The organism is Caballeronia telluris, assembly GCF_001544495.1.
Lineage (GTDB): Bacteria > Pseudomonadota > Gammaproteobacteria > Burkholderiales > Burkholderiaceae > Caballeronia > Caballeronia telluris.
The window spans coordinates 62,381-83,879 of sequence record NZ_FCNZ02000016.1; the positions used below are offsets into that span (position 1 = coordinate 62,381).

At 65.7% G+C, this 21,499-nt stretch carries 18 protein-coding genes; 15 read left to right on the forward strand and 3 right to left on the reverse strand.

Going from position 1 to position 21,499, the window contains the following annotated elements; translation table 11 throughout:
- The first annotated feature begins 1 nt into the window (after nt 1).
- The 7 genes from AWB66_RS20670 (at nt 2) to AWB66_RS20700 (ending at nt 8,734) form a co-directional block, all read left to right on the forward strand.
- Nucleotides 2-1,465: an efflux transporter outer membrane subunit gene (locus AWB66_RS20670; protein ID WP_087632041.1), complete on the forward strand. Its 1,464-nt coding sequence runs from the start codon at nt 2-4 to the stop codon at nt 1,463-1,465.
- Nucleotides 1,462-2,706, forward strand: coding sequence for a paraquat-inducible protein A (locus AWB66_RS20675; protein WP_087632042.1), 1,245 nt, complete (start codon nt 1,462-1,464; stop codon nt 2,704-2,706). Before AWB66_RS20670 ends, AWB66_RS20675 begins: the two co-directional genes overlap by 4 nt.
- Nucleotides 2,699-4,318 carry a PqiB family protein gene (locus tag AWB66_RS20680; RefSeq protein WP_087632043.1) on the forward strand — a complete coding sequence of 540 codons (1,620 nt, stop codon included), beginning with the start codon at nt 2,699-2,701 and terminating at the stop codon, nt 4,316-4,318. Before AWB66_RS20675 ends, AWB66_RS20680 begins: the two co-directional genes overlap by 8 nt.
- The gene (locus AWB66_RS20685) at nt 4,318-4,893 is read left to right on the forward strand and encodes a PqiC family protein (protein WP_087632044.1); all 576 of its coding nucleotides are present in this window, start codon (nt 4,318-4,320) and stop codon (nt 4,891-4,893) included. The genes AWB66_RS20680 and AWB66_RS20685 overlap by 1 nt, the downstream gene beginning before the upstream one ends.
- A gap of 89 nt (nt 4,894-4,982) precedes the next feature.
- Complete coding sequence (locus AWB66_RS20690) at nt 4,983-7,349, forward strand: VTT domain-containing protein (RefSeq protein WP_087632045.1); 2,367 nt, start codon at nt 4,983-4,985, stop codon at nt 7,347-7,349.
- On the forward strand, nt 7,346-8,065 hold the full coding sequence (locus tag AWB66_RS20695; protein WP_087632046.1) for an endonuclease/exonuclease/phosphatase family protein: 720 nt from the start codon (nt 7,346-7,348) through the stop codon (nt 8,063-8,065). Before AWB66_RS20690 ends, AWB66_RS20695 begins: the two co-directional genes overlap by 4 nt.
- A 198-nt stretch (nt 8,066-8,263) precedes the next feature.
- Nucleotides 8,264-8,734, forward strand: a complete 471-nt coding sequence (locus tag AWB66_RS20700; RefSeq protein ID WP_087632047.1) for an HU family DNA-binding protein — start codon at nt 8,264-8,266, stop codon at nt 8,732-8,734.
- A gap of 70 nt (nt 8,735-8,804) precedes the next feature.
- Here the strand turns inward: AWB66_RS20700 and AWB66_RS20705 are convergent, their stop codons facing one another.
- Entirely contained in the window at nt 8,805-9,701 is an 897-nt protein-coding gene (locus AWB66_RS20705; protein ID WP_087632048.1) for a LysR substrate-binding domain-containing protein, read from the reverse strand.
- Nucleotides 9,702-9,834: 133 nt separating this feature from the next.
- Here AWB66_RS20705 and AWB66_RS20710 point away from each other — a divergent pair, with 133 nt between their 5' ends.
- From AWB66_RS20710 to AWB66_RS20745, 7 genes are all read left to right on the forward strand, one after another.
- Nucleotides 9,835-11,016, forward strand: coding sequence for a M20 aminoacylase family protein (locus AWB66_RS20710; RefSeq protein ID WP_087632049.1), 1,182 nt, complete (start codon nt 9,835-9,837; stop codon nt 11,014-11,016).
- Between the two features lie 47 nt (nt 11,017-11,063).
- Nucleotides 11,064-12,395 carry an MFS transporter gene (locus AWB66_RS20715; RefSeq protein WP_087632050.1) on the forward strand — a complete coding sequence of 444 codons (1,332 nt, stop codon included), beginning with the start codon at nt 11,064-11,066 and terminating at the stop codon, nt 12,393-12,395.
- A gap of 109 nt (nt 12,396-12,504) precedes the next feature.
- A complete protein-coding gene (locus tag AWB66_RS20720; protein ID WP_087632051.1) occupies nt 12,505-13,248 on the forward strand; it encodes an SDR family oxidoreductase in 744 nt (247 codons plus the stop codon).
- A gap of 829 nt (nt 13,249-14,077) precedes the next feature.
- Nucleotides 14,078-15,484, forward strand: a complete 1,407-nt coding sequence (locus tag AWB66_RS20730; RefSeq protein WP_087632053.1) for a circularly permuted type 2 ATP-grasp protein — start codon at nt 14,078-14,080, stop codon at nt 15,482-15,484.
- A gap of 57 nt (nt 15,485-15,541) precedes the next feature.
- On the forward strand, nt 15,542-16,495 hold the full coding sequence (locus AWB66_RS20735) for an alpha-E domain-containing protein (RefSeq protein WP_087632120.1): 954 nt from the start codon (nt 15,542-15,544) through the stop codon (nt 16,493-16,495).
- Between the two features lie 52 nt (nt 16,496-16,547).
- Complete coding sequence (locus tag AWB66_RS20740; RefSeq protein ID WP_087632054.1) at nt 16,548-17,345, forward strand: transglutaminase family protein; 798 nt, start codon at nt 16,548-16,550, stop codon at nt 17,343-17,345.
- Between the two features lie 176 nt (nt 17,346-17,521).
- On the forward strand, nt 17,522-18,379 hold the full coding sequence (locus tag AWB66_RS20745; protein WP_087632055.1) for a proteasome-type protease: 858 nt from the start codon (nt 17,522-17,524) through the stop codon (nt 18,377-18,379).
- Nucleotides 18,380-18,502: 123 nt separating this feature from the next.
- Here the strand turns inward: AWB66_RS20745 and AWB66_RS20750 are convergent, their stop codons facing one another.
- Both AWB66_RS20750 and AWB66_RS20755 read right to left on the reverse strand, forming a co-directional pair.
- Nucleotides 18,503-19,681, reverse strand: coding sequence for a porin (locus AWB66_RS20750; RefSeq protein ID WP_087632056.1), 1,179 nt, complete (start codon nt 19,679-19,681; stop codon nt 18,503-18,505).
- A gap of 302 nt (nt 19,682-19,983) precedes the next feature.
- Nucleotides 19,984-21,312 (reverse strand): YihY/virulence factor BrkB family protein, encoded by a 1,329-nt coding sequence (locus AWB66_RS20755; RefSeq protein ID WP_087632057.1) that lies wholly within the window; start codon nt 21,310-21,312, stop codon nt 19,984-19,986.
- On the opposite strand from AWB66_RS20755, the gene AWB66_RS33020 reads away from it, so the two are divergent.
- A complete protein-coding gene (locus tag AWB66_RS33020) occupies nt 21,296-21,499 on the forward strand; it encodes a hypothetical protein (protein WP_125469761.1) in 204 nt (67 codons plus the stop codon). The two genes, AWB66_RS20755 and AWB66_RS33020, sit on opposite strands and share 17 nt — an antisense overlap.

Sequence of the window (21,499 nt, forward strand, 5' to 3'; positions counted from 1 at the left end):
CATGCGCACGCTCGCCCGAACCGTCCTCGTCATCGCGCCGCTCGCGCTCGGCGGCTGCCTGCTCGGGCCGAACTACGAGAAGCCGGCCATCGAAACGCCGCCCTCGTACCGCTTCGCGAGCACCGAAGCGACGCAGATCGTCGATACGGTCTGGTGGGAGCAGTTCAACGATCCGGCGCTGAACGACCTGATTGCCGTCGCGCTCGCGGAGAATAAGGATGTGAAGATCGCGGCGGCGCGCGTCGAGCAATTCCTCGGGCAGTTCCAGACCACGCGTTCGCAGTTGTTCCCACAGGCGGCGGCGGGCTTCGACGCCGGGCGCCAGCGCCTGCCGCTCGGCACGGTTGTGCCGCAGGGCACCGGGCTCGTGGTAAACAGTTTCGAGGCGACGCTTTCTGCCTCGTGGGAAATAGACGTGTTCGGCAAGCTGCGCCGGCAGACCGAAGCCGCGCGCGCGAACCTGCTCGCGAGCGAGGAAGGGCGGCGCGCGACGATCCTCACGCTGGTGTCGTCGGTTGCATCGACGTATATCGGGCTCGTATCGCTCGACCGGCAGCTCGACATCGCGAAGGCCACCACCGCGAGCCGCGCCGATTCGGTGCATGTGTTCACGCTGCGCTTCAATTACGGCGAGGTCTCGCAGATGGAACTCGCGCAGAGCCAGTCGGAATACGAGGCATCGCTCGCGACGATTCCGCAGCTCGAACAGCAGATCGCGCAGCAGGAGAACGCGCTGTCGGTGCTGCTCGGCCGCAACCCGCAGCCGATCATGCGCGACCGCGAACTCGACGATCTCGCGATTCCCGTCGTGCCGGCGGGCCTGCCGTCCGAACTGCTGACGCGCCGCCCCGATCTGCGGCAGTCCGAGCAGAACCTGATCGCGGCCAACGCGCTGATCGGCGCGGCGCGCGCGCTCTACTTCCCGTCGATCTCGCTCACCGGTCTCTTCGGCACCGCGAGCGCACAGTTCTCGTCGCTCTTCACGGGACCCGCGCGCGTCTGGTCCTACGCGGGCGCCGTCACGTTGCCGATCTTCACGGCGGGCAACATCGCCGGTCAGGTGAAGCAGGCCGAGGCGCAGCAGCAGCAAGCCTTGCTCGAATATCAGAAGGCGATCCAGGTCGCGTTCCAGGAAGTCGACGACGCGCTCGTCACGCTGCAGAAATCGCGCGATGCGCTCGTCGTGCAGGGACGCCAGGTCGATGCGCTGCGCACCTATTCGCGGCTCGCGCGGCTGCGCTATGAAGGCGGCTATACGAGCTACATCGAAGTGCTCGATGCCGAGCGCAGTCTCTTCAACGCGCAACTGACCTACACGCAGACGCAAGGCACGGTCTTCACCTCGATGGTCAACCTGTACAAGGCGATGGGCGGCGGCTGGGTGAGCGACGCCGAGCGCATGAGCGCGACCGTGTACGGCGCAAACGGCGGGCCGGTCCCGACGACCCGGGAGCCGCCGCCGTGAATCCCGCACCGCTCATCGCGTGTCACGAATGCGACCTGCTGCAGCGCGAGACCGTGTTGCCGAATGCGGGCACCGCGCGTTGCACGCGCTGCGGCGCCGAACTCTACCGAAATCGTCCCGACAGCCTCAATCGCTCGCTCGCGCTGACGGTCGGCGCGCTCGTGCTGTTCGCGATCGCGAATGCGTATCCGATCGTCGGGCTCAAGGTGAGCGGCAATTTCGTGCAGACCTCGCTTGGCGGTGCGGTGGACGTGCTCTATCGCGACGGCATGTGGCCCATCGCCGGGCTCGTGCTGGTCACGACGATCCTGATGCCGCTCTTGCAGATGGCGAGCATGGCGTACCTGCTCGTGCCGCTGCGCTTTAACCGCGTGCCGTACCGCGCCGACCTCGTGTTTCGCCTGCTGCATCTGGCCGCGCCCTGGGGCATGACCGAAGTGCTGATCCTCGGCGTGCTGGTCGCGCTCGTGAAGCTCGCGCATATCGCAGGCGTGGTGCCGGGCGTCGCGCTCTGGGCATTCGGCGCGCTGATGATGGCGCTCGCGGCAAGCTCGGCGGCCTTCGATCCGCGTGCGTTCTGGGAGCGCGTGAACCGTGCCGAGCCGCACACGTTCGCGTCGGCGCCGACCGCCGCGCGCGCTCGGCTGTTCGCGTGCCACGATTGCGGGCTGCTGTCGAAGGCCGCGCCGCGCGCCCATGCGGGACGCTGCCCGCGTTGCGGCGCGGCGCTGCATTTTCGCAAGCCCGAGAGCATCGCGCGGACGTGGGCGTTCCTGATCGCCGCGATCACGCTCTACATCCCCGCGAATGCGCTGCCGATGATGGACACGAGTTCGCTCTTCGGCGCGCAGCGCGACACGATCATGAGCGGTGTCGTGTATCTGTGGACGTCGGGCGCGTGGCCGCTCGCGGTGATCGTGTTCATTGCGAGCGTCGCGGTGCCGATGCTCAAGATCATGGCGCTCGTGTTTCTCGTCGTGACCGCGCAGCGGCGCTCGCGCGGCATGCTCGGGCCGCGCACGAAGATCTACCGGATCGTCGAGTTCGTCGGGCGCTGGTCCATGCTCGACATCTACGTGGTCACGCTGCTCGTCGCGCTCGTGCAGTTCAACGCGCTCGCGACGATCAAGGCGGGCCCGGCCGCCATCGCGTTCGGCGCGGTGGTCGTGCTGACGATGTTCGCCGCGATGTCGTTCGATCCGCGCCTCATCTGGGACGCCAACGAGGCCGATCATGGCTAGGCCGCCAGGACCACCGGACGAACCGGGCTTTCCCGAAGCCGTCGCCGCGCCCAAGTCGCGCTGGCGGGTGCAGCTCGTCTGGCTCGTGCCGCTGATCGCGGTGCTGATCGGCGGCTGGCTCGCGGTGCAGGCGATCCTCGAAAAGGGCCCGACGATCAAGATCAGCTTCTCGACCGGCGAAGGCCTCGAAGCGGGCAAGACCAAGATCAAGTTCAAGAACGTCGACATCGGCGTGGTGCAGAGCGTCGTGCTTTCGCCGGATCACAAGCACGTGATCGCGACCGCGGAACTCGCGAAGCAGGCGACCGACATGCTCGTCGACGACACGCGCTTCTGGGTCGTGCGTCCGCGCATTTCGGGCGGGACGGTCTCGGGCATCGGCACGCTGCTCTCGGGCTCGTTCATCGGCATGGACATCGGCACGCAGAAGAAGCCGCGGCGCGATTTCGTCGGACTGGAGATACCGCCCGTCTTCGCGAGCGGCGTGCCCGGGCGCGAATTCGTGCTGAAAAGCGAGGACCTGGGTTCGCTCGACGTCGGCTCGCCTGTGTATTTCCGCAGGCTCCAGGTGGGGCAGGTGACCTCTTTCGACCTCAATGCGGACGGCTCGGGCGTGACGATGCGTGTGTTCATCAACGCGCCCTACGACAAGTACGTGAAGGGCGACACGCGCTTCTGGCAGGCGAGCGGGCTGGATGTCGTGCTCGATACGTCCGGCGTGAAGATCAACACCGAGTCGCTCGTGTCGATTCTGGTCGGCGGGCTGGCGTTCCAGAGTCCGCCCGATTCGCAGGACGTCGTCGAAGCATCCGCGCAGACGCCCTTCCAGCTCTTTGCCACGCGCACCGAGGCGATGCAGCGGCACGAGCGCATCGTCGACAACTACGTGTTCAACTTCAAGGAGTCGGTGCGCGGGCTGACGGTGGGCGCGCCGGTCGATTTCCGCGGCATCGTCGTGGGCGAGGTCGCGGCGATCAATACGCGCTACGACCCCGTGACGCGCGAATTCAGCATTCCGGTGCAGGTGCGCTTTTATCCCGAGCGCTTCACGTCGCGTTACGAGTCGGGCAGGCGCGCGGGACGGGTCGTGGAGAACCGGCGCGAAGTGGCGCAGTGGCTCGTCGAGCGCGGTTTGCGCGCGCAGTTGCGCACCGGCAGTCTGCTTACCGGGCAACTGTACGTCGCGCTCGATTTCTTCCCGACCGCGCCCAAGGCAGCGATGAACTGGGAGGCCAATCCGCCCGAGATGCCGACCGTGCCGGGCGGGCTGCAGTCCTTGCAGGAGTCCGTGTCGAGCCTCGTCGCGAAGCTCAACAAGATTCCGTTCGAAGGGATCGGCAACGATCTGCGCGCGACGTTGCAGGAGGCGAAGCGGCTCGTGACGACGCTCGATACTCAAGTGGCGCCGGAGGCGCGCGGCGCGCTCGTGCAGGCACGCGAGGCGCTCAACGCGACGAATCGCGTGATGCAGACGGACTCGCCGCTTCAACAGAACGCCGCCGACGCGATGCGCGAACTGGCCCGCACGGCCGCTGCGTTCCGCGCGCTCGCGGAGTATCTGGAGCGTCATCCCGAAGCGCTGATTCGCGGCAAGCCGGAGGATTCGAAGTGATGCGCGCCTTCATTCTGATGTGCTCGGCGGTGCTCTCGATGGCCGGCTGTGCGGGATCGCCGAAGTCGAAGTTTTATACGTTGAGTGCGGTCGGCCCGGTGCAGTCCGCGCCGGCTGCTTCGGCGGTGCCGATCGCGATCGAATCGGTGACGGTGCCGGAACTGGTGGACCGCCCTCAGATGGTCGTGCGCGTCGATGCAACGCGCGTCGAGATCGACGAATTCTCGCGTTGGGCGGAGCCGCTCAAGAGCCAGATTCCGGCCGTGATCGCCGAGGACCTGACGCGGCTCGTGCCGGGGGCGAGGGTGTCGGTGTATCCGCAGCGCGCGGACGATGGCGCGGTGTATCGCGTGTCGGTGGATGTACAGCGCTTCGAATCCGCGCCGGGGACGATGGCAGGCATCGCGGTGCTCTGGTCGGTGCGGCCGCCGAAGGGGACCGCCGTTTCCGGGCGTACCGTGGTTCACGAGCCGGTCGCAGGCGGCGGGTACGACGCGCTCGTCGATGCGCACAATCGCGCGATTGGCGCGGTCAGCGCCGACATCGCCCGGAGTATTCAACAGGCTCAACACTGACAGACTTGCGCGACAGCACCCCGAAGGCCGGGCATGCGCCTTGCAAAAGCATTTCGGAACCGAAATGCCACGCAAAAGGACGCACCAGAATGGAAACCGCCTCACGGGACGCGAACCCGCCGCCATCCACGACCGAGGCCCCGTTTTCCGTCCCCGGAGAGAACTGCGCCAGCGTGCGGCATGCTGAGCGCTTCAGCCTGCTCATCGACGGGTCTGACTATTTTCGCGTGCTGCGCGAGGCGATCGGCCGCGCGGAGCGGACCGTGTTCATCCTCGGCTGGGACATCGACAGCCGCATGAAACTCACGCCGGAAGGCGCGCCCGACGACCTGCCTGCCGCCCTCGGCGATTTCCTGCACGAGATCGCGGCGCGTCGCCGCCGTCTTCGCATCTACATTCTCGCGTGGGACTTCGCTATGCTCTACGCATTCGAGCGCGAATGGCTCCCGGTCTACAAGATGGGCTGGCGCACGCATCGGCGCATCGCGTTCCAGATGGACGGCAAGCATCCGCTCGGCGGCTCGCAGCATCAGAAGATCGTCGTCATCGACGACAAGCTCGCGTTCGTCGGCGGTCTCGATCTCACGCGCTCGCGATGGGACTCGCCCGAGCACGCGCCCGACGATCCGCTGCGCCGCGACGCGAACGACGCGCCCTACGCGCCCTTTCACGACGTCCACACGATGTTCGACGGCGACGCCGCCCGCGAAATCGGCCTGCTCGCCCGCGAGCGCTGGCAGCGCGCGTGCGGCCGGCGCTTCGCGATCCGGGCGCATCGGGCGACGCTTGCGAGCGATCCGTGGCCGCCGTCGCGCGCCGTCGATCTCGCCGACGTCGATCTCGCCATCGCGCTCACGGAGCCCGCCTACGCGGGCCGCCCGGCCGTGCGCCAGATCCGCGCGCAATACCTCGACGCGATCGACCGCGCGAAACGCAGCATCTATATCGAGAACCAGTACTTCACCTCGGGCACGATCGGCACGGCGCTCGCGCAGTCGCTGGCGAAACCGGACGGCCCGGATCTCGCGATCGTCGTGCCGCGCGACCAGAGCGGCTGGCTTCAGCAGGTCACGATGGGCGTGCTGCGCGCGCGGCTGCACCGGCTGCTCACGGCCGCCGACCAGCACGATCGCTATCGCATCATGGCGCCGAGCGTGCCCGGCCTCGGCGAGCATTTCGTGAACGTGCACAGCAAGCTGATGATCGTCGACGACGACTTGCTGCTCGTGGGTTCGGCCAATCTCAACAATCGCTCGATGGTGCTCGACACCGAATGCAACATCGCCATCGACGCGGCCGGCGACCCGCGCATCCAGTCGGCGATCGCGCGCATGCGCGACACGCTGCTCGCCGAGCATCTCGGCTGCACCGTGGACGACGTCGCCCGCGAACGCGCAACGCGCGACGGCATGAACGCGGCGATCGAAGCGCTGCAAAAGAACGCGGACGAGCATCGCACGCTCGCGCGGCTGATCCCGACTGTTTCGGCCGATCTTGATCAACTGATTCCGCCCGAAGCGCTGATCGATCCCGAGACGCCCGTCGCGCCGGACGAACTCGTCGGCCAGTTCGTGCCGGTCGACAAGGCGCGTCCGCTGATCGGCCGGTTCGCGCTGCTCGGCACGCTCGCGCTCCTGATGGTCGGGCTCGCGGGACTATGGCACTGGACGCCGCTCGCGGATTACGTGAACCTCAAGTCGCTCACGCGCGCGACGCGCCATATCGAATCGCTGCCGCTCGCGCCGCTCTGGATCGTGCTCTGCTATGTGAGCGCGGCGGTCGTCGCGGTGCCGGTGACGCTGCTCATCGCCGCGACCGGGCTCGTGTTTGGCGCGCTGTGGGGCGCGGTGTATGCGCTCGTCGGCACGATGGCGGCGGCCGCCGTCACGTATCTGCTCGGTAGCTGGCTCGGCCGCGACATGGTGCGGCGCGTGGCCGGCACGCGCGTGAACAAGCTCTCCGAGCGGGTGGCGAAACGCGGCATCGTCGCGGTCGTCGTGCTGCGCCTCCTGCCGGTCGCGCCGTTTTCGATCGTCAATCTGGTCGCGGGCGCCTCGCACATCCGCCTGCGCGATTTCCTGCTCGGCACGCTGCTCGGCATGGGTCCAGGCATCCTGCTGACGGTCGCGTTCGCGCATCAGCTCGTGGCGTCGCTGCGGCATCCGACGGCCGGTTCGTTCGCGATTCTGATCGGCATCGGCGTGACGCTCGTCGGTGTGTCGCTGCTGTTGCAGCGTTTTCTCGGCCGTGCGAAGCCAGGCGAAGACGCAGCCGAACGGGCGCGCGAGGAAGCCGCGGCGCACGACGAAACGAAGGAAAAGGCCAGCGACGAAGCCGCCCGCGCGCAGGATTTCCGCGAGACCACGACGCCACCGCGCGACGATTCCGCCGTCGCGGCGGGCGGCGGCGCGCATGACGCGCACCGGCGCAAGCGCGCGGACGAGGTGAGCCCATGACGCCGAACGCATCGGCGGTGGCGCATCGCGAATTGAAGATCGCTACGTACAACGTGCATGGCGCGGTCGGCATCGACGGCAGGTTCGCGCCGGAGCGGATCGGCGAAGTGCTGGGGGAGATCGACGCCGACATCTTCGCGTTGCAGGAAGTGCCGCTTGGCGGCAGCGGTGCGCCGAACGTGCTCGAAACATTGCAGCGCATGACCGGACTGACGGCGGTCGAGGGGCCGACGCTCGATACGCCCGCGCGCCGTTTCGGCAACGCGGTGCTGACGCGCTTTCCGGTGCGCGCGGTGCGCACGCTCGATCTTTCGTTCAGGAGCCGCGAGCCGCGCGGCGCGCTCGACGCCGACATCGACTGCGATGGCGAAGTGTGGCGCGTGGTCGCGACGCATCTCGGGCTTGCATCGAGCGAGCGGCGCGCGCAGGTCGAACAGGTGCTGCAGTGCTTCGACACGCCCGCGATGCCGGTGATCCTGCTCGGCGATCTCAACGAGTGGTTCGTGCATGGCCGCACGCTGCGGCGGCTTGTCACACATTTCTATCGCGTGGACGCGCCGCGCACGTTTCCGACGCGTTATCCGCTCTTCGCGCTCGACCGTATCTGGGTGCATCCGGGCGAGCGGCTGACCGGAGTCGAGGTGCATCGAACGGCGCTTTCGCGCATCGCATCGGATCACTATCCGCTCATCGCGCACTTCACTGCGACGGCATGAAGCGAAGCGCTTGCGAGCAAAAAGCGATGTCCCTGTGACGCTTCGTGACTCCCGCGCGACAGAAAACCCCTTGAATTGCGGTACAAAATCGCAAAAGACTCGCACGAACGCGCGCGGCGTATGTAGAATCCGGCGTTGATACGCGTGCATCGACGCGCACGTATTCTCATGACACTGACCACAACAGGTAGGAGAAACATGCCGACTTCCGCAAAAACCGCTGCCAAGAAAGCCGCACCGAAGGCCGCCACCAAGGCCGCTGCCGCACCGGCGAAGAAAGTAGCAGCCAAGAAGGTTGCCGCGAAGCCCGCAGTCGCGGCCAAGAAGGTTGCGGCGAAGGCATCGGGAACGCTTTCGCCGATCAAGGACACGTTCACGAAGGCATCGCTTGCAGCGCACCTCGCCGATCGCGCGACGGTCGACGTGAAGGCCGTGAAGGCCGTCCTCGCTGCGCTCGAAGACACGATCCTCGGCTCGGTCCACAAGAAGGGCGCGGGTGAATTCACGCTGTCGGGTCTGTTGAAGATCTCGGCGCAGATCGTGCCGGCGAAGAAGAAGCGCTTCGGCAAGGACCCGTTCACGGGTGAGGAACGCTGGTTCCCGGCGAAGCCGGCTAGCGTTCGCATCAAGGCCCGCCCGTTGAAGAAGCTGAAGGACGCAGCAGCCTGATTTTTCAGTCTTCGGTTCGCGGTTCTGGAAAAAGCCAGCTTCGGTTTCGAAGCTGGCTTTTTTTATTCGCTCACGTCCTTCTCCGCACGGCCCGCTGCAAGCAATCGAGCAGCAATGAAGCCGCAGGCGTCAGCGGACTATCGCGCCGCGTGACCACCCCGACAGAAATCGCAGGCAACCGGTCGACGATAGGCAAAACAGCGAGCCCATCGCCGACCCACGGATGGTCGAGCAACGGCGCGGGCATCGCCGCGAGCATGTCGGACCCGCGCAGCAACCCATGCGCGATGACGAAGCTCGGACACTCGACCACCCGTTGCGGCACGGCGTAACCCAAATCGCTGAACAGATCGAGCAGCGCGCGCGTCGAACTCTCCGGCGACGAATTCAACAGCCACTCGGCCTCCGACAACGCCGCAAGCGACGTGCAATCCCTCAACGGATGACCCTCGCGCGCGACCACCATCGAGTGACTCTCGTATAACTCGATGTGATCGAACTCCGGCCCGAGATGCTCGGGCACGATCACCGCGACGACGAAATCCAGCGTGCCGTCACGCAACCTCGGCAACGCGACGCCCGGAAATCCCTCGACGAAACTCACGCGCGCGTTCGGCATCTCGCGACGAAACGCGCGATACGCCTGCGGCAAGATCGCGAGCGCCGCCGCGGGCGTCACCGCCGCCGACACGCTGCCGGCCGCCGCGCCCTTCATCTGCGCGATGTCGTCTTCGGCGCGGCGCATCTCACTCACGACGAGTTGCGCGCGAATTCGCAACTGCTGTCCGAACGCGGTCAATTGCACGCCGCGCGCGGTGCGCAAGACGAGCGGCACGCCGAGATCCTGCTCGATTTCCTTCAGCGCCTTCGTCAACGCGGCCTGCGACAGATGCAGGCTACGCGCTGCGGCGCGGATGCTGCCCTGCTCGGCGACGGTCAGAAAAGCGCGCAACTGGTGATACTTCATAGGGATGAACCAAGGGGTTTGAACCGACAACCAAAGGTGGTCGTAAATTAAATTCACAGTCTTTTGGTTTTCTTTTCGACTTTATATGCTTGGATGCATCAAGTCATCACGCCATTAATGTCAGGAGCTTGCCATGCTGTCAGTCGAACCCGTCATCGCCGGCATCGCCGCCATCGCGCCCGAACTCATCGCGGTGCGCCGGCGCATCCACGCGCATCCCGAACTCGCGTTCAAGGAGACGGCCACGAGCGATCTCGTCGCCGGCCTGCTCGCCGAGTGGGGCTACGACGTGCATCGCGGACTGGGCGGCACGGGCGTCGTCGGCGTGATGCGCGAGGGCGAAGGCACGCGACGCATCGGCCTGCGTGCCGACATGGACGCGCTGCCGATCGAGGAAGCCACGGGTTTGCCCTACGCGAGCGCCGTGCCGAAGACGATGCACGCATGCGGCCACGACGGCCACACCGCGATGCTCCTGTGCGCCGCGCGTTATCTCGCGGAAAGCCGGCAGTTCTCCGGCACTCTGAACCTGATTTTCCAGCCCGCCGAGGAAGGCGAAGGCGGTGCGCGCGTGATGATCGAGGAAGGCCTCTTCGAGCAGTTTCCCTGCGACGCCATCTTCGGCCTGCACAACATGCCCGGCTTCGCGGCCGGCGACATGAGCTTCTGCCCCGGTCCCGGCATGGCATCGAGCGACCGCGTGACAATTACCGTGCGCGGCCACGGCGGCCACGGCGCGATGCCGCATCTCGCGCGCGATCCGATGCCCGCCGTCGCGTCGATCATGCTTGGCCTCAACAGCATCGTCGCGCGCGAAGTGAATGCGCAGCAGGCCGCGGTGGTGTCGGTCGGCAGCGTGCAGGCAGGCGATACCCACAACGTCATCCCGCAGTCCGCGCTGATGAAGCTCTCCGTGCGCGCGCTCGACGCGGAAGTTCGCAAGCTCCTGCAGGAGCGCATCACGGCGCTCGTCCACGCGCAGGCGGCGGCTTACGGCTGCGAAGCGCAGATCGACTACGAACTGGGCTATCCGGTGCTCGTGAACCACGCCGAACCGACCGCCTTCGCCGCCGACGTCGCGAAGAAGATGCTCGGCGCGCAGCGCGTCGACGACGCCGCCGCGCCGCTGATGGGCAGCGAGGACTTCGCCTTCATGCTCGAAGCCTGTCCGGGGAGCTATGCGTGGATCGGCAACGGCATCGGCAGCAAGGGCGGCTGCATGGTCCACAACCCCGGCTACGACTTCAACGACGACATCCTCGCGATCGGCGCAAGCTACTGGGTGCGCCTCGCCGAAGCGTATCTCGCCGACTGACCGCCGAACGTTCACCTCATCAGCCGCATCGCGCACCGAGAGACACCATGGAAACCCCGACGCTGACCCGCCTCAACGACGCAGCCGCTCCGCCGCCCGCGCCGATCATCCGCAAGCAGAGCCGCACGCGGCTCGTGACGGCGGCGGCCGTCGGCAACGCGCTCGAGTTCTACGACTTCACCGTCTACGGTTTTTTCGCGCTCCTGATCGGCAAGCTGTTCTTCCCGGTTCACGACCCGATCGGCCAGTTGCTGCTGGCTGTGGCGAGCTTCGGCGTCGGCTTCTTCACGCGTCCGGTCGGCGGTCTTTTGATCGGCATGTACGCCGACCGCGCCGGCCGGAAGAAGGCGATGGTGCTCACGCTCGGCCTGATGGCGCTCGGCACGGCGATGATCGCGATCGCGCCGACCTACGCGCAGGTCGGCATCGCGGCGCCGGTGATCCTGGTCGTGGCGCGGCTGATCCAGGGCTTCTCGGCGGGCGGCGAAGTCGGCGCATCGACCACTTTGCTGCTCGAACAGGCGCCCGCTAACCGGCGCGGTCTGTACGCGTCGTGGCAGTTCGCAAGCCAGGGACTCGCCGCGATGGCGGGCGCGCTGACGGGCGTCTGGCTGACCGCGGCGCTCTCGCCCGCGCAGCTCGAAAGCTGGGGCTGGCGCGTGCCGTTCGTGATCGGCACGCTGATCGTGCCGGTCGGCTGGTGGCTGCGCAAGACGCTCGACGAAGAACCGCCCGCAGCGCGCGCGGCAGAGAAGGGCAAGGCGCCGAAAGTGCCGCTGATCGACGTGCTGCGCGACCATCGGCGTGCCGTGCTCACGGGTCTCGGCCTCACGATCGGCGGGACGGCGGCGCACTTCATCATCGTGTTCTATCTGTCGATCTACGGCGTCAAGATGCTCGGCCTGCCCGCGTGGACGGCGATGCTTTCCGGCTGCGTCTCGGGTGCGATCCTGTTCGTGCTTGCGCCCATCGGCGGCTATCTGTCGGACCGCTTCGGCAGAAAGCGCATGGCGCAGGTGACACGTGTCCTCTTGATGCTCGCGATCTATCCGGCGTTCGTGGCGCTGAACCACTGGCCCACGGCGACGACCCTGCTCGTCACCGTGACGCTGCTGTCGTGCGTGCACGGCATCAACATCGGCGGCGTCGGCGCGATGCTCGGCGAGCTGTTCCCGCGTTCGGTCCGCGCGACGGGCGCTGCCGTCGTCTACAGCCTCGGCGTCGCGATCTTCGGCGGCTTCGCGCAGTTCTTCGTCACCTCGCTGATCGTCCTGACCGGCAGCACGCTCGCGCCCGCATGGTATGTGATCGCGTGCGGCGCACTGAGTCTGATCGGCGTGGCGTACATGCGGGAAAGCGCGGGCACGGCGCTCGACTGATTGTTAAAGCAAATGGAATGAAGTTGGCAACCGCCGGATGATTATCCTGGCGTCGACATGATTCATGATTCGCTTCATCTGCTCACATTCATCGAGAGGGAAGCGAATCATGAAGGCCAACAATCAAGTCAAAGTCGCCATCGTCACCGGCGCGGCGCGCGGCATCGGCGCGGAAGTTGCCCGGCGACTCGCGAGCGATGGCTTCGCCGTCGCGATCAACTACGCGTCGAGCTCGAAGGAAGCCGATGCGCTCGTCGCGGAACTCGCGGCCAAGGGCGCGAAGGCGATCGCGGTGAAGGCCGACGTCGCGAACCCGGACGACGTGCGCGCGATGTTCGAGACGACCGAAGCGCGGCTCGGCCACGTCGATGTGCTCGTGAACAACGCGGGCGTGCTGAAGACAGTGCCGCTCGCCGACACCGCCGACGCGCTCTACGACCAGACCTTCGACATCAACGTGCGCGGCACCTTCAACACATTGCGCGAAGCGGCGGCGCGGATGAACGAAGGTGGGCGCATCGTCAATTTCTCCAGCACGACGCTCGCGCTGAACATGCCGGGCTACGCGGTCTACAACGCGACGAAAGCCGCGGTCGAGGCCTTCACGCACGTGTTCGCGAAGGAATTGCGCGGCCGCAACATCACGGTGAACGCGGTGGCGCCGGGGCCGATCGCGACATCGCTCTTTCTCGACGGCAAGACCGACGAACAGATCCAGACCTTCGCGAGCATGCCGCCGCTGCAACGCCTGGGGCAGCCGGAGGATATTGCATCGGTCGTGGCGTTTCTTGCCGGACCGGATGCGGGCTGGATCAATGGGCAGATCCTGCGCGCGAATGGCGGGATCGCCTGACGGCCGAGGGCGCTCGGTTTGCGCGCGGCATGCACTCATTCGATGCGTTTTCGGCTCTGCACCCGTGTAGCATCGCTTTCGGCTTTGCCCTTCAAAAAATGGCACACCTCGTGCTTTTTAACAGCGATACTTAGATATATTCGCCGTCGGGTTGACGCTTTTTCTGCGCTTTGATGGAACTCGCTTTCGCGTCGGTGTATTAGCACTGCCCCTGTCCGGGGCGGGACTTACTTTCTTTGGCTAGCGCAAAGAAAGTAAGCAAAGAAAGCAGCTTTTCGGGCAGCAGTCGCAGAGCGTCAACGCGTTTGAAGTACTGAGTGGACAGTGTCGCCCTCGAAGATCTTAAGCGGCTTGGCGCGATTGACCACTGTGTCATCGCACAGCAAACGAATTGGACAGCAGTCATTCATCCGTTTCCGCTTCGCTAACGAGAGGTACATCAGTCGCGCGGTTGAGGTTCGCGGTTGTGCCCATCGTCCGAGCGAAGCGTGGACGGAGCTGAACGGAGCGCATACCACTTTGTTGAAGTTCGAGAGGCGTCAGTCGTACTGCGCGCCTAGCCGGGTGGATGTTTGAGGGCGACACTTAGGCGGTATGACCACTCAGTACTTCAAGAGCGGTGCCGCCTCAAGACTGCTGCCTGAAAAGCTGCTTTCTTTGCTTACTTTCTTTGCAGCAGCAAAGAAAGTAAGTCCCGCCCCGGACAGGGGCAGAGCCAATAGACCGACGCGAAAACAAGTTCCATGAAACGCAGAAAAGCATCGAACGGTGTAAGCACAACCTAAAACCAACCCCCGAACGGCCGCGCCAAAAAACCAAGGACGCCACGATGCAGATCTACGATGAAATGCGTCACGACGAAGCCGTGCGGGCACACTACGCGCGTTTTTCGCGCTGGCTCTCGTCGCAGACGCCCGAGACCATCGCGAGAAAGCGCAAGGAAGCGGACCTGTTGTTTCGCCGCGTCGGCATCACGTTCGCCGTGAACGGCGACCTCTCGGGCACCGAGCGCCTGATCCCGTTCGACATGATCCCGCGCATCATCCCCGGCGACGAATGGCGCACGCTCGAAGCGGGCCTCAGGCAGCGCGTGCGGGCGCTCAATCTCTTCATCCACGACATCTATCACGACCGAGACATCGTGCGCGCCGGCCGCGTGCCCGCCGAGCAGGTCTACACGAACGCGCAGTACCGCGCGGAGATGCAGGGCGTCGACGTGCCGCTCGATGTCTACGCGCACATCGCGGGCGTCGACGTCGTGCGCGCGGGCGACGAGGGCGAGTTCTTCGTGCTGGAGGACAACCTGCGGGTGCCGTCGGGCGTGTCGTACATGCTCGAAAACCGCAAGATGATGATGCGGCTCTTCCCCGAGCTGTTCGTGCAGAACCGCGTCGCGCCCGTCGCGCACTATCCGGACCTGCTGCTCGAAACCCTGCGCTCGATCGCGCCAGCGGGCGTCGACGATCCGGTCGTCGTCGTGCTCACGCCCGGCATGTACAACTCGGCGTATTTCGAGCACTCGTTCCTCGCGCAGCAGATGGGCGTCGAACTGGTGGAGGGCAAGGACCTCTTCGTCGACGAGAACTACGTCTTCATGCGCACGACGCAGGGCCCGCGCCGCGTGGACGTGATCTATCGCCGCCTCGACGACGACTTCCTCGACCCGCTCGCGTTCCGCGCGGATTCGGCACTCGGCATTCCGGGGCTGCTCACGTCGTACCGGGCGGGACGCGTGGCGCTCGCGAACGCGATGGGCACGGGTATCGCCGACGACAAGTCGATCTATCCGCTCGTACCCGACATGATCGAGTTCTATCTCGGCGAGAAACCGATCCTGAACAACGTGCCGACCTACCAGTGCCGCAAGGCCGACGATCTCGCCTACACGCTCGCGCATCTGCCGGAACTCGTCGTGAAGGAGGTGCACGGCGCGGGCGGCTATGGGATGCTCGTCGGGCCGGCCGCGACCAAAGCCGAGATCGAATCGTTTCGCGAGCGGCTCGTCGCGCGCCCGAGCGGCTATATCGCGCAGCCGACGCTCGCGCTCTCCGCGTGCCCGACCTTCGTGGAATCGGGCGTGGCGCCGCGCCATATCGACTTGCGGCCGTTCGTGCTCTCCGGGCGCGAGGTCAACATGTGCGCGGGCGGGCTGACGCGGGTCGCGCTGAAGGCGGGCTCGCTCGTCGTGAATTCGTCGCAGGGCGGCGGCACCAAAGACACCTGGATGGTGGACTGAGCCATCCGCAGGACATCGCGTGTTTTGAAGCGGGACGACAAGGAACGGAACACCATCATGCTAAGCCGCACCGCCGATCACCTTTTCTGGATGGCACGCTACATGGAGCGCGCGGAGAACACGGCGCGCATGCTCGACATCAACTCGCAAGGCCTCCTGCTGCCGCAGACGCCCGAGCAGGAAGCGCGCGCGCAGCGCTCGGTGCTGCGCATCTCCGAGCTGGAAGAGATGTTCGCCGAGCGTCATCCGGGGTCGGAGTCGCGCGGCGACATGCTCGACTTCATGGTCGCCGACCCGGGCAATCCGTCGAGCATCATCGCGTGCCTGCATGCGACGCGCGAGAATGCGCGCGCCGTGCGCGGCACGCTCACGACCGAAGGCTGGGAGACAATCAACTTCACCTGGCTCGAATTCAACGAGCGGCTTGCCACGGGCGAACTGTCGCACAGTCCCGATTCGCTCTTCGAATGGGTGAAGTACCGCTCGAACCTGTGCCGGGGCGTGATGGCCGGCACCGCGCTGCGCGACGACGCGTACTACTTCATGCAGATCGGCATGTTTCTGGAGCGCGCGGACAACACGGCGCGCATTCTCGACGTGCGTTTCGCCGACGCCGAGCCGAACTCGCGCGAGGCCGCCCGCCAGCTCGAAGACTTCTATTACTGGACGTCGATCCTGAGTTCGGTGTCGGCGCTGGAGATCTACCGCAAGGTGTATCGCGATGTCGTGACGCCGTCGCGGGTCGTCGAATTGCTGATCCTCAATCCGCACATGCCGCGCTCGCTGCTCGCGTCGCTCGACGGCGTCTGCGATACGCTCGTCAAGCTGCGCACGACCAACTCGAACGAGTGCGAACGCTTCGCGGGCAAGCTGCGCGCGGACGTGCTTTATGCGGACATCCGCCAGATTCTCGAAACGGGCGTGCACGCGTGGCTCACGCAATTCCTGAAGCGCGTCGACGAACTGGGCTTGCGCGTGATGCGCTCGTTTCTCATGCTTCCGCTCGGCTAAAGCAGGCCCCATACGCCGGGCCGACGCGGCACGCACCATCGAAGGACCGACCATGCTTCTCACCATCCGCCACGACACCAACTACCGCTACGCCGCGCCCGTGCAGTACTCGATCCAGCAGTTGCGGCTCACGCCCGCGAACGGCGCGGCGCAACTCGTGCGGCATTGGGTCGTCGATGCGCCCGGGCAACTCGACGTCACGCGCGACGCCTACGGCAACACGCTGCACACGCTCGTGCTGACGAAGCCGCACAGCGAGATCCATCTTTCGGTGGCGGGCGAAGTCGAAACGACGCCGCTCGACGACGGCCGCCTCTGGGACGACGCCGGTCCGATCCCGCTCGAGCACTACACTTGCCCGACCCTGCTGACCGAACCCGACGCGGCCATCCACGATCTCGCGCACCAGTTGCCGTCGATCGATACGCCCGCAGCGCTGATCGCGCTCGCGGAACGTATCGCGGGCGGCGTTGCGTACCAGCAGGGCGTGACGGAAGTGACGAGCCCGGCCGCCGAGGCGCTCCGGCTCGGCAAGGGTGTCTGTCAGGATCACGCGCATCTGATGCTCGCCTGCTGCCGCGCGCGCGGCGTGCCGGCGCGCTACGTAAGCGGCTATGTGGAACCCGGCGAGGTGGACCGCGCCGCGAGTCACGCGTGGGTCGACGTGTGGCTCGGCGACGGCTGGGTGTCGGTCGATGTCACGCATGCGCGCTTCGCGAGCGCTCGCTACTGCCGGCTCGCCGTCGGGCGCGACTACGAGGCCGCGGCGCCCGTGCGCGGCTCGCGGGTCGGCGGCAAGGCGGAGCGTTTGAGCGTGCACGTGTCCGTCGACTCACAGGCCGACCAATGAGCGCACGCAATCCTCAAGCCGCCGCGCGAATCTGCCGTAAAGTAAGGTGAAGTTGAACGAAGCACGACAGGGAAGGGCACGCGGTAAATGAAACACCGAGTATCGCCGCCGGCAGATGCCGCATCGCAACGGCGTCAGTACAATGACGCTTTCGCATTTCATCGGAACAGAAAGTCATGACTTATTGCGTGGGTATGTGCGTCGACGAGGGACTCGTCTTCTTGTCGGACACGCGCACCAACGCCGGCGTGGACCATGTGAGCGCCGCGCGCAAGATGGCCGTGTTCGAGCAGCCGGGCGAACGCGTCCTGGTGCTGCTCGCGGCCGGCAATCTGGCGCTGACGCAGGCCGTCACGCATCTGCTCGCCGCGCCCGCCGACCCCGAAAAGCCGACGCTCTATAACGCGACGAACATGGCGGAAGCGGCGCGCATCGTCGGCGATGCGGTGCGCGAAGTGCACAAGCGCGACGCGCTCTCGCTCGCGGAATTCAGCGTCGACTTCAATTGCAGCTTCATTCTCGGCGGCCAGATCGGCACGCAAAGCCCGCGGCTTTTCATGGTCTACGCGGCGGGCAACTTCGTGGAATCGACGCGCGTGAGCCCGTACTTCCAGATCGGCGAGTCGAAGTACGGCAAGCCGATCATCGACCGCGTCATCACGCCCGCCACGCCGCTCGACGAAGTGGCGAAGTGCGCGCTGATTTCGATGGATTCGACGCTGCGCTCGAACCTCTCGGTAGGACTGCCGCTCGATCTGTTGGTCTACGAGAAGGATTCGCTGTCCGTCACGCGCTTCGCATCGCTCGACAACGACAGCGACTATTTCCAGATGATCCATCGCACATGGGGCGAGCGGCTGCGGCAGATTTTCGGCGAGATTCCGAATCCGACGTGGACCGATTCCGCCGACGTGCCGCGTCGCGAGCGCGAGCAGAACGCGAGCGTGCCGCGTCTCGTGATCGGCGATCTGCCCTGTCCCGAATCCCCCGCGCAGACGCTCGCGCAGACCGATCCGGGCGCGACGCAGCAGTAACCGCTGCCGGGTTCGCCGGGCGCGCACGGAAACGGCGCGCATAAAAAAAACCAGCCGAGGCTGGTTTTTTTGTACCGCAGTCGTCGAAGACACGCCGCGCGAGCGGCGCATCCCGAGCCGTCTTTAGAACTTGTGACGGATACCGACGATCACGAGTTCCTGGTGGCTGCTGCCGCTTTCGTAGCCGTACGAGCCGATCGAAGCTTGCGCGTCCGACGTCGAGCCGTCCGCGTTGCGCTGCGTGCCGCTCGCGTGCTGGTAAGCGCCGACTGCGTACAGGTCGGTGCGCTTCGACAGCGAGTAGTCGGCGCCGAGCGATGCCTGATGGTACGTCGCCGACGTGTCGCCGCTAGCCTTCATGTACGTGTAACCCAGACCCAGCAACAGCGCCGGGGTAGCCTGGAAGTTCACGAAGCCGGTGCCGACGTTGTACTTTTCCTTCGACGTGAAGATCGAGTTGCCGTCGTTCTTGTACTGCGCGTTGCTGTACGACGCACCGAAGGTCACCGGGCCGAATGCGTACTGACCGGCGGCGCGGGCGATAGCGACCGAGTGAGCCGTCTGGTAGCCGACGTTGACCGGGCTGTTGAACAGCGTGTCCGACGTCGTGCTGTTCCAGCCGCCGATCGAGCCGTCTGCGTTGGCCACGGGGCGGCCGGCGCTCGGGTTGTTCGCGTAGAAGTAACCAGCAGCAAGAGCCAGGGGGCCGTTGTTGTAGGTCGCTGCACCCGCCCACGTCTGGCCTTGGCCAGTTGCGCCTGCCAGGCCGCTGAACGCGTACAGGCCTTCGAACTGGAAGCCGGCGAAGTTCGGCGAAACGTACTTCACTGCGTTCGACACGCGCAGGCTGTTGTCGTAGTTGTCGACGTCGCCCGGCGTTGCGAACACGCTGCCGAAGTAGTTGTCGGCGGTGATGCCCTGAACCATGTCGACCAGCGGGTCATACTGACGGCCGACCGTCACGGTGCCCCACGCGTCGCCCGTCAAACCGACGAACGCCTGGCGGTTGAATTCGGTATTGGCCTTGGCGAGCTGGCCCGTGCCGACGTTGAAGCCGTTTTCCAACTGGAAGATCGCCTTCAGACCGCCGCCGAGGTCTTCCTGACCCTTCAGGCCCCAACGGTCGCCGGACAGGTTGCCGTTGATCATGCCGTACAGGTGGTCGCTGTTTGCGTTGGCGTTGCTGACATAGCCGAGACCTGCGTCGATCACGCCGTACAGCGTCACGCTAGATTGTGCTTGTGCCGCACCAGCTGCGCCGAGCAGTGCCAGCGAGAGGGACGTCAGTGCGAATCGTTTCATCGAATTCTCCACGCGAATGATTAAAATCGTTGTTGCCGGCGCAGAGAATAACGCAGTGTTTCAAAACTTAAGAAACGAAAAAAATAAGCTGTCTCGAAAAACAGACACTTCGCCAGAAGGCCGCCCGTAAAGGGTTTGCGAACTTTTCACTGGTGTTTTCGAGGCGACAAAACCGGCGCGGAAAAGTTCCGCTCAAGCGGTTTCGACGATCGTGCGCGTAAGCCGCTCACCGATTAGACACGCCGATTACCGTTACTTTTGGTAACAAACAAATCACAGCGAACGGCCGTTCGACGAGGGTTTCAGGCATTCGGTGGCGGAGGACCGGCGCGGCGCGAATCGCGGTTCGAAAGCAGCGCGACCGCCATGCCCGCGCTCGCCGCGAACAGCACCGCGCGCCACGGATGGCGGCGCACCATTTCGTTGGCCTGCGTCGCCTTGCGGCTTGCGCCGATCAGCGCATCGGCGGTTGCGCGCGTGGCCGTCGTCTCGGCGCGCGCCACCTTGCGCGAGATCGCGAGCGCGCGGCTTATCGCGGAGACTTTCGCGCGCGCCTGCTGCGTGAATTGCTGCGTGCGGCCGCTGCGCGTGCCGATCGAACGGCGTGCGCCCGCGGGCACCATCGCAGCGGACGCGCCGTCGGGGGCGGGCGCCCGGCTGCCGTCGGTCGCCGTGCCGGCGGCACGCGTCGACGAGGCGAGCAGCGAGCCGATTTTCGCGCGGCTGCCGGGCGGCGCGCGGTCGTTCTGGACGCCCCACGCGCCGCGCGGATCGTGCAAGCGGGCGCGCGCCGCCGAAAATTCCGCGCCGAGCAGCAGCACGGCGGCGGAAAAATAGAGCCACATCAGCAGTACCGCGAGCGAGCCGGCCGCTCCGAACGCACTCGCCGTGCCGGCGTGCGTCAGATAGAACGCGAACAGCTTCTTGCCGGCCGAGAACAATACCGCCGACATCACGCCGCCGACGAGCGCATCGCGCCACTCCACTCGCGCGTCGGGCAGCAGCTTCAGCAGCGCCCCGAACGCGACGGTCAGGATCATCAGGCCCGCGATGAGCTGCACGATATCGCCGATGATCACGAACGGCGAATCGCCCCAGAGCCACATGCCGACTGCCTGGATCGCGGTATCGAGCACGAGCGAGACGATCAGCAGGAACGCGACACCGAGCACGAGCCCGAACGAGATCAGCCGCACGCGCACGAGCGCGAAGACGCTCGATTTCGGATCGCCCGTGACGGGCCACACCAGATTGAGCGCGGTATTGAGCGAAGAAAAGGTCGCCGACGCGCCCACGGCCAGCAGCACGAAGGAGATGATCGCCGCGATACCGGTTCCGCCGCTGCGATGGGCGTTTTCGACGATGCTCTGCACGCCCGCCGCCGCCTGATCACCGATCAGGCCGTTCACCTGATGAAAGAGCTGGCCGCGCGCGGCGTCGGCGCCGAACACCCAGCCGGCGACCGCGATCACCATGACGAGCGTCGGCGCGAGCGAAAAGGCGGAGTAGAACGCGATGCTCGCCGCCATGGCCGCGCAGCGGTCCTCGCCGAACTGCTTGAGCGCGCCGACGACCCAGGAGGCGTCCTTCTTGACGACCGCTTGCAGCTTTTGCGTGGACAAACTGCTCATCGCCGACCTCTATGACTCGTTGATTGGATGTTCCGCGGATTGCGCGCTCGCTTCGGTCGAGCACGATCCGTTCCAGAACGGATGGTTCGGTATGCCCGCGCGTTTCAATCGCGGATTGCATGCCAATCCGCGGCGAACGCGGTTGTGCATGGAACAAATTCCACGAATTCCTGGCGGCGACACGTAG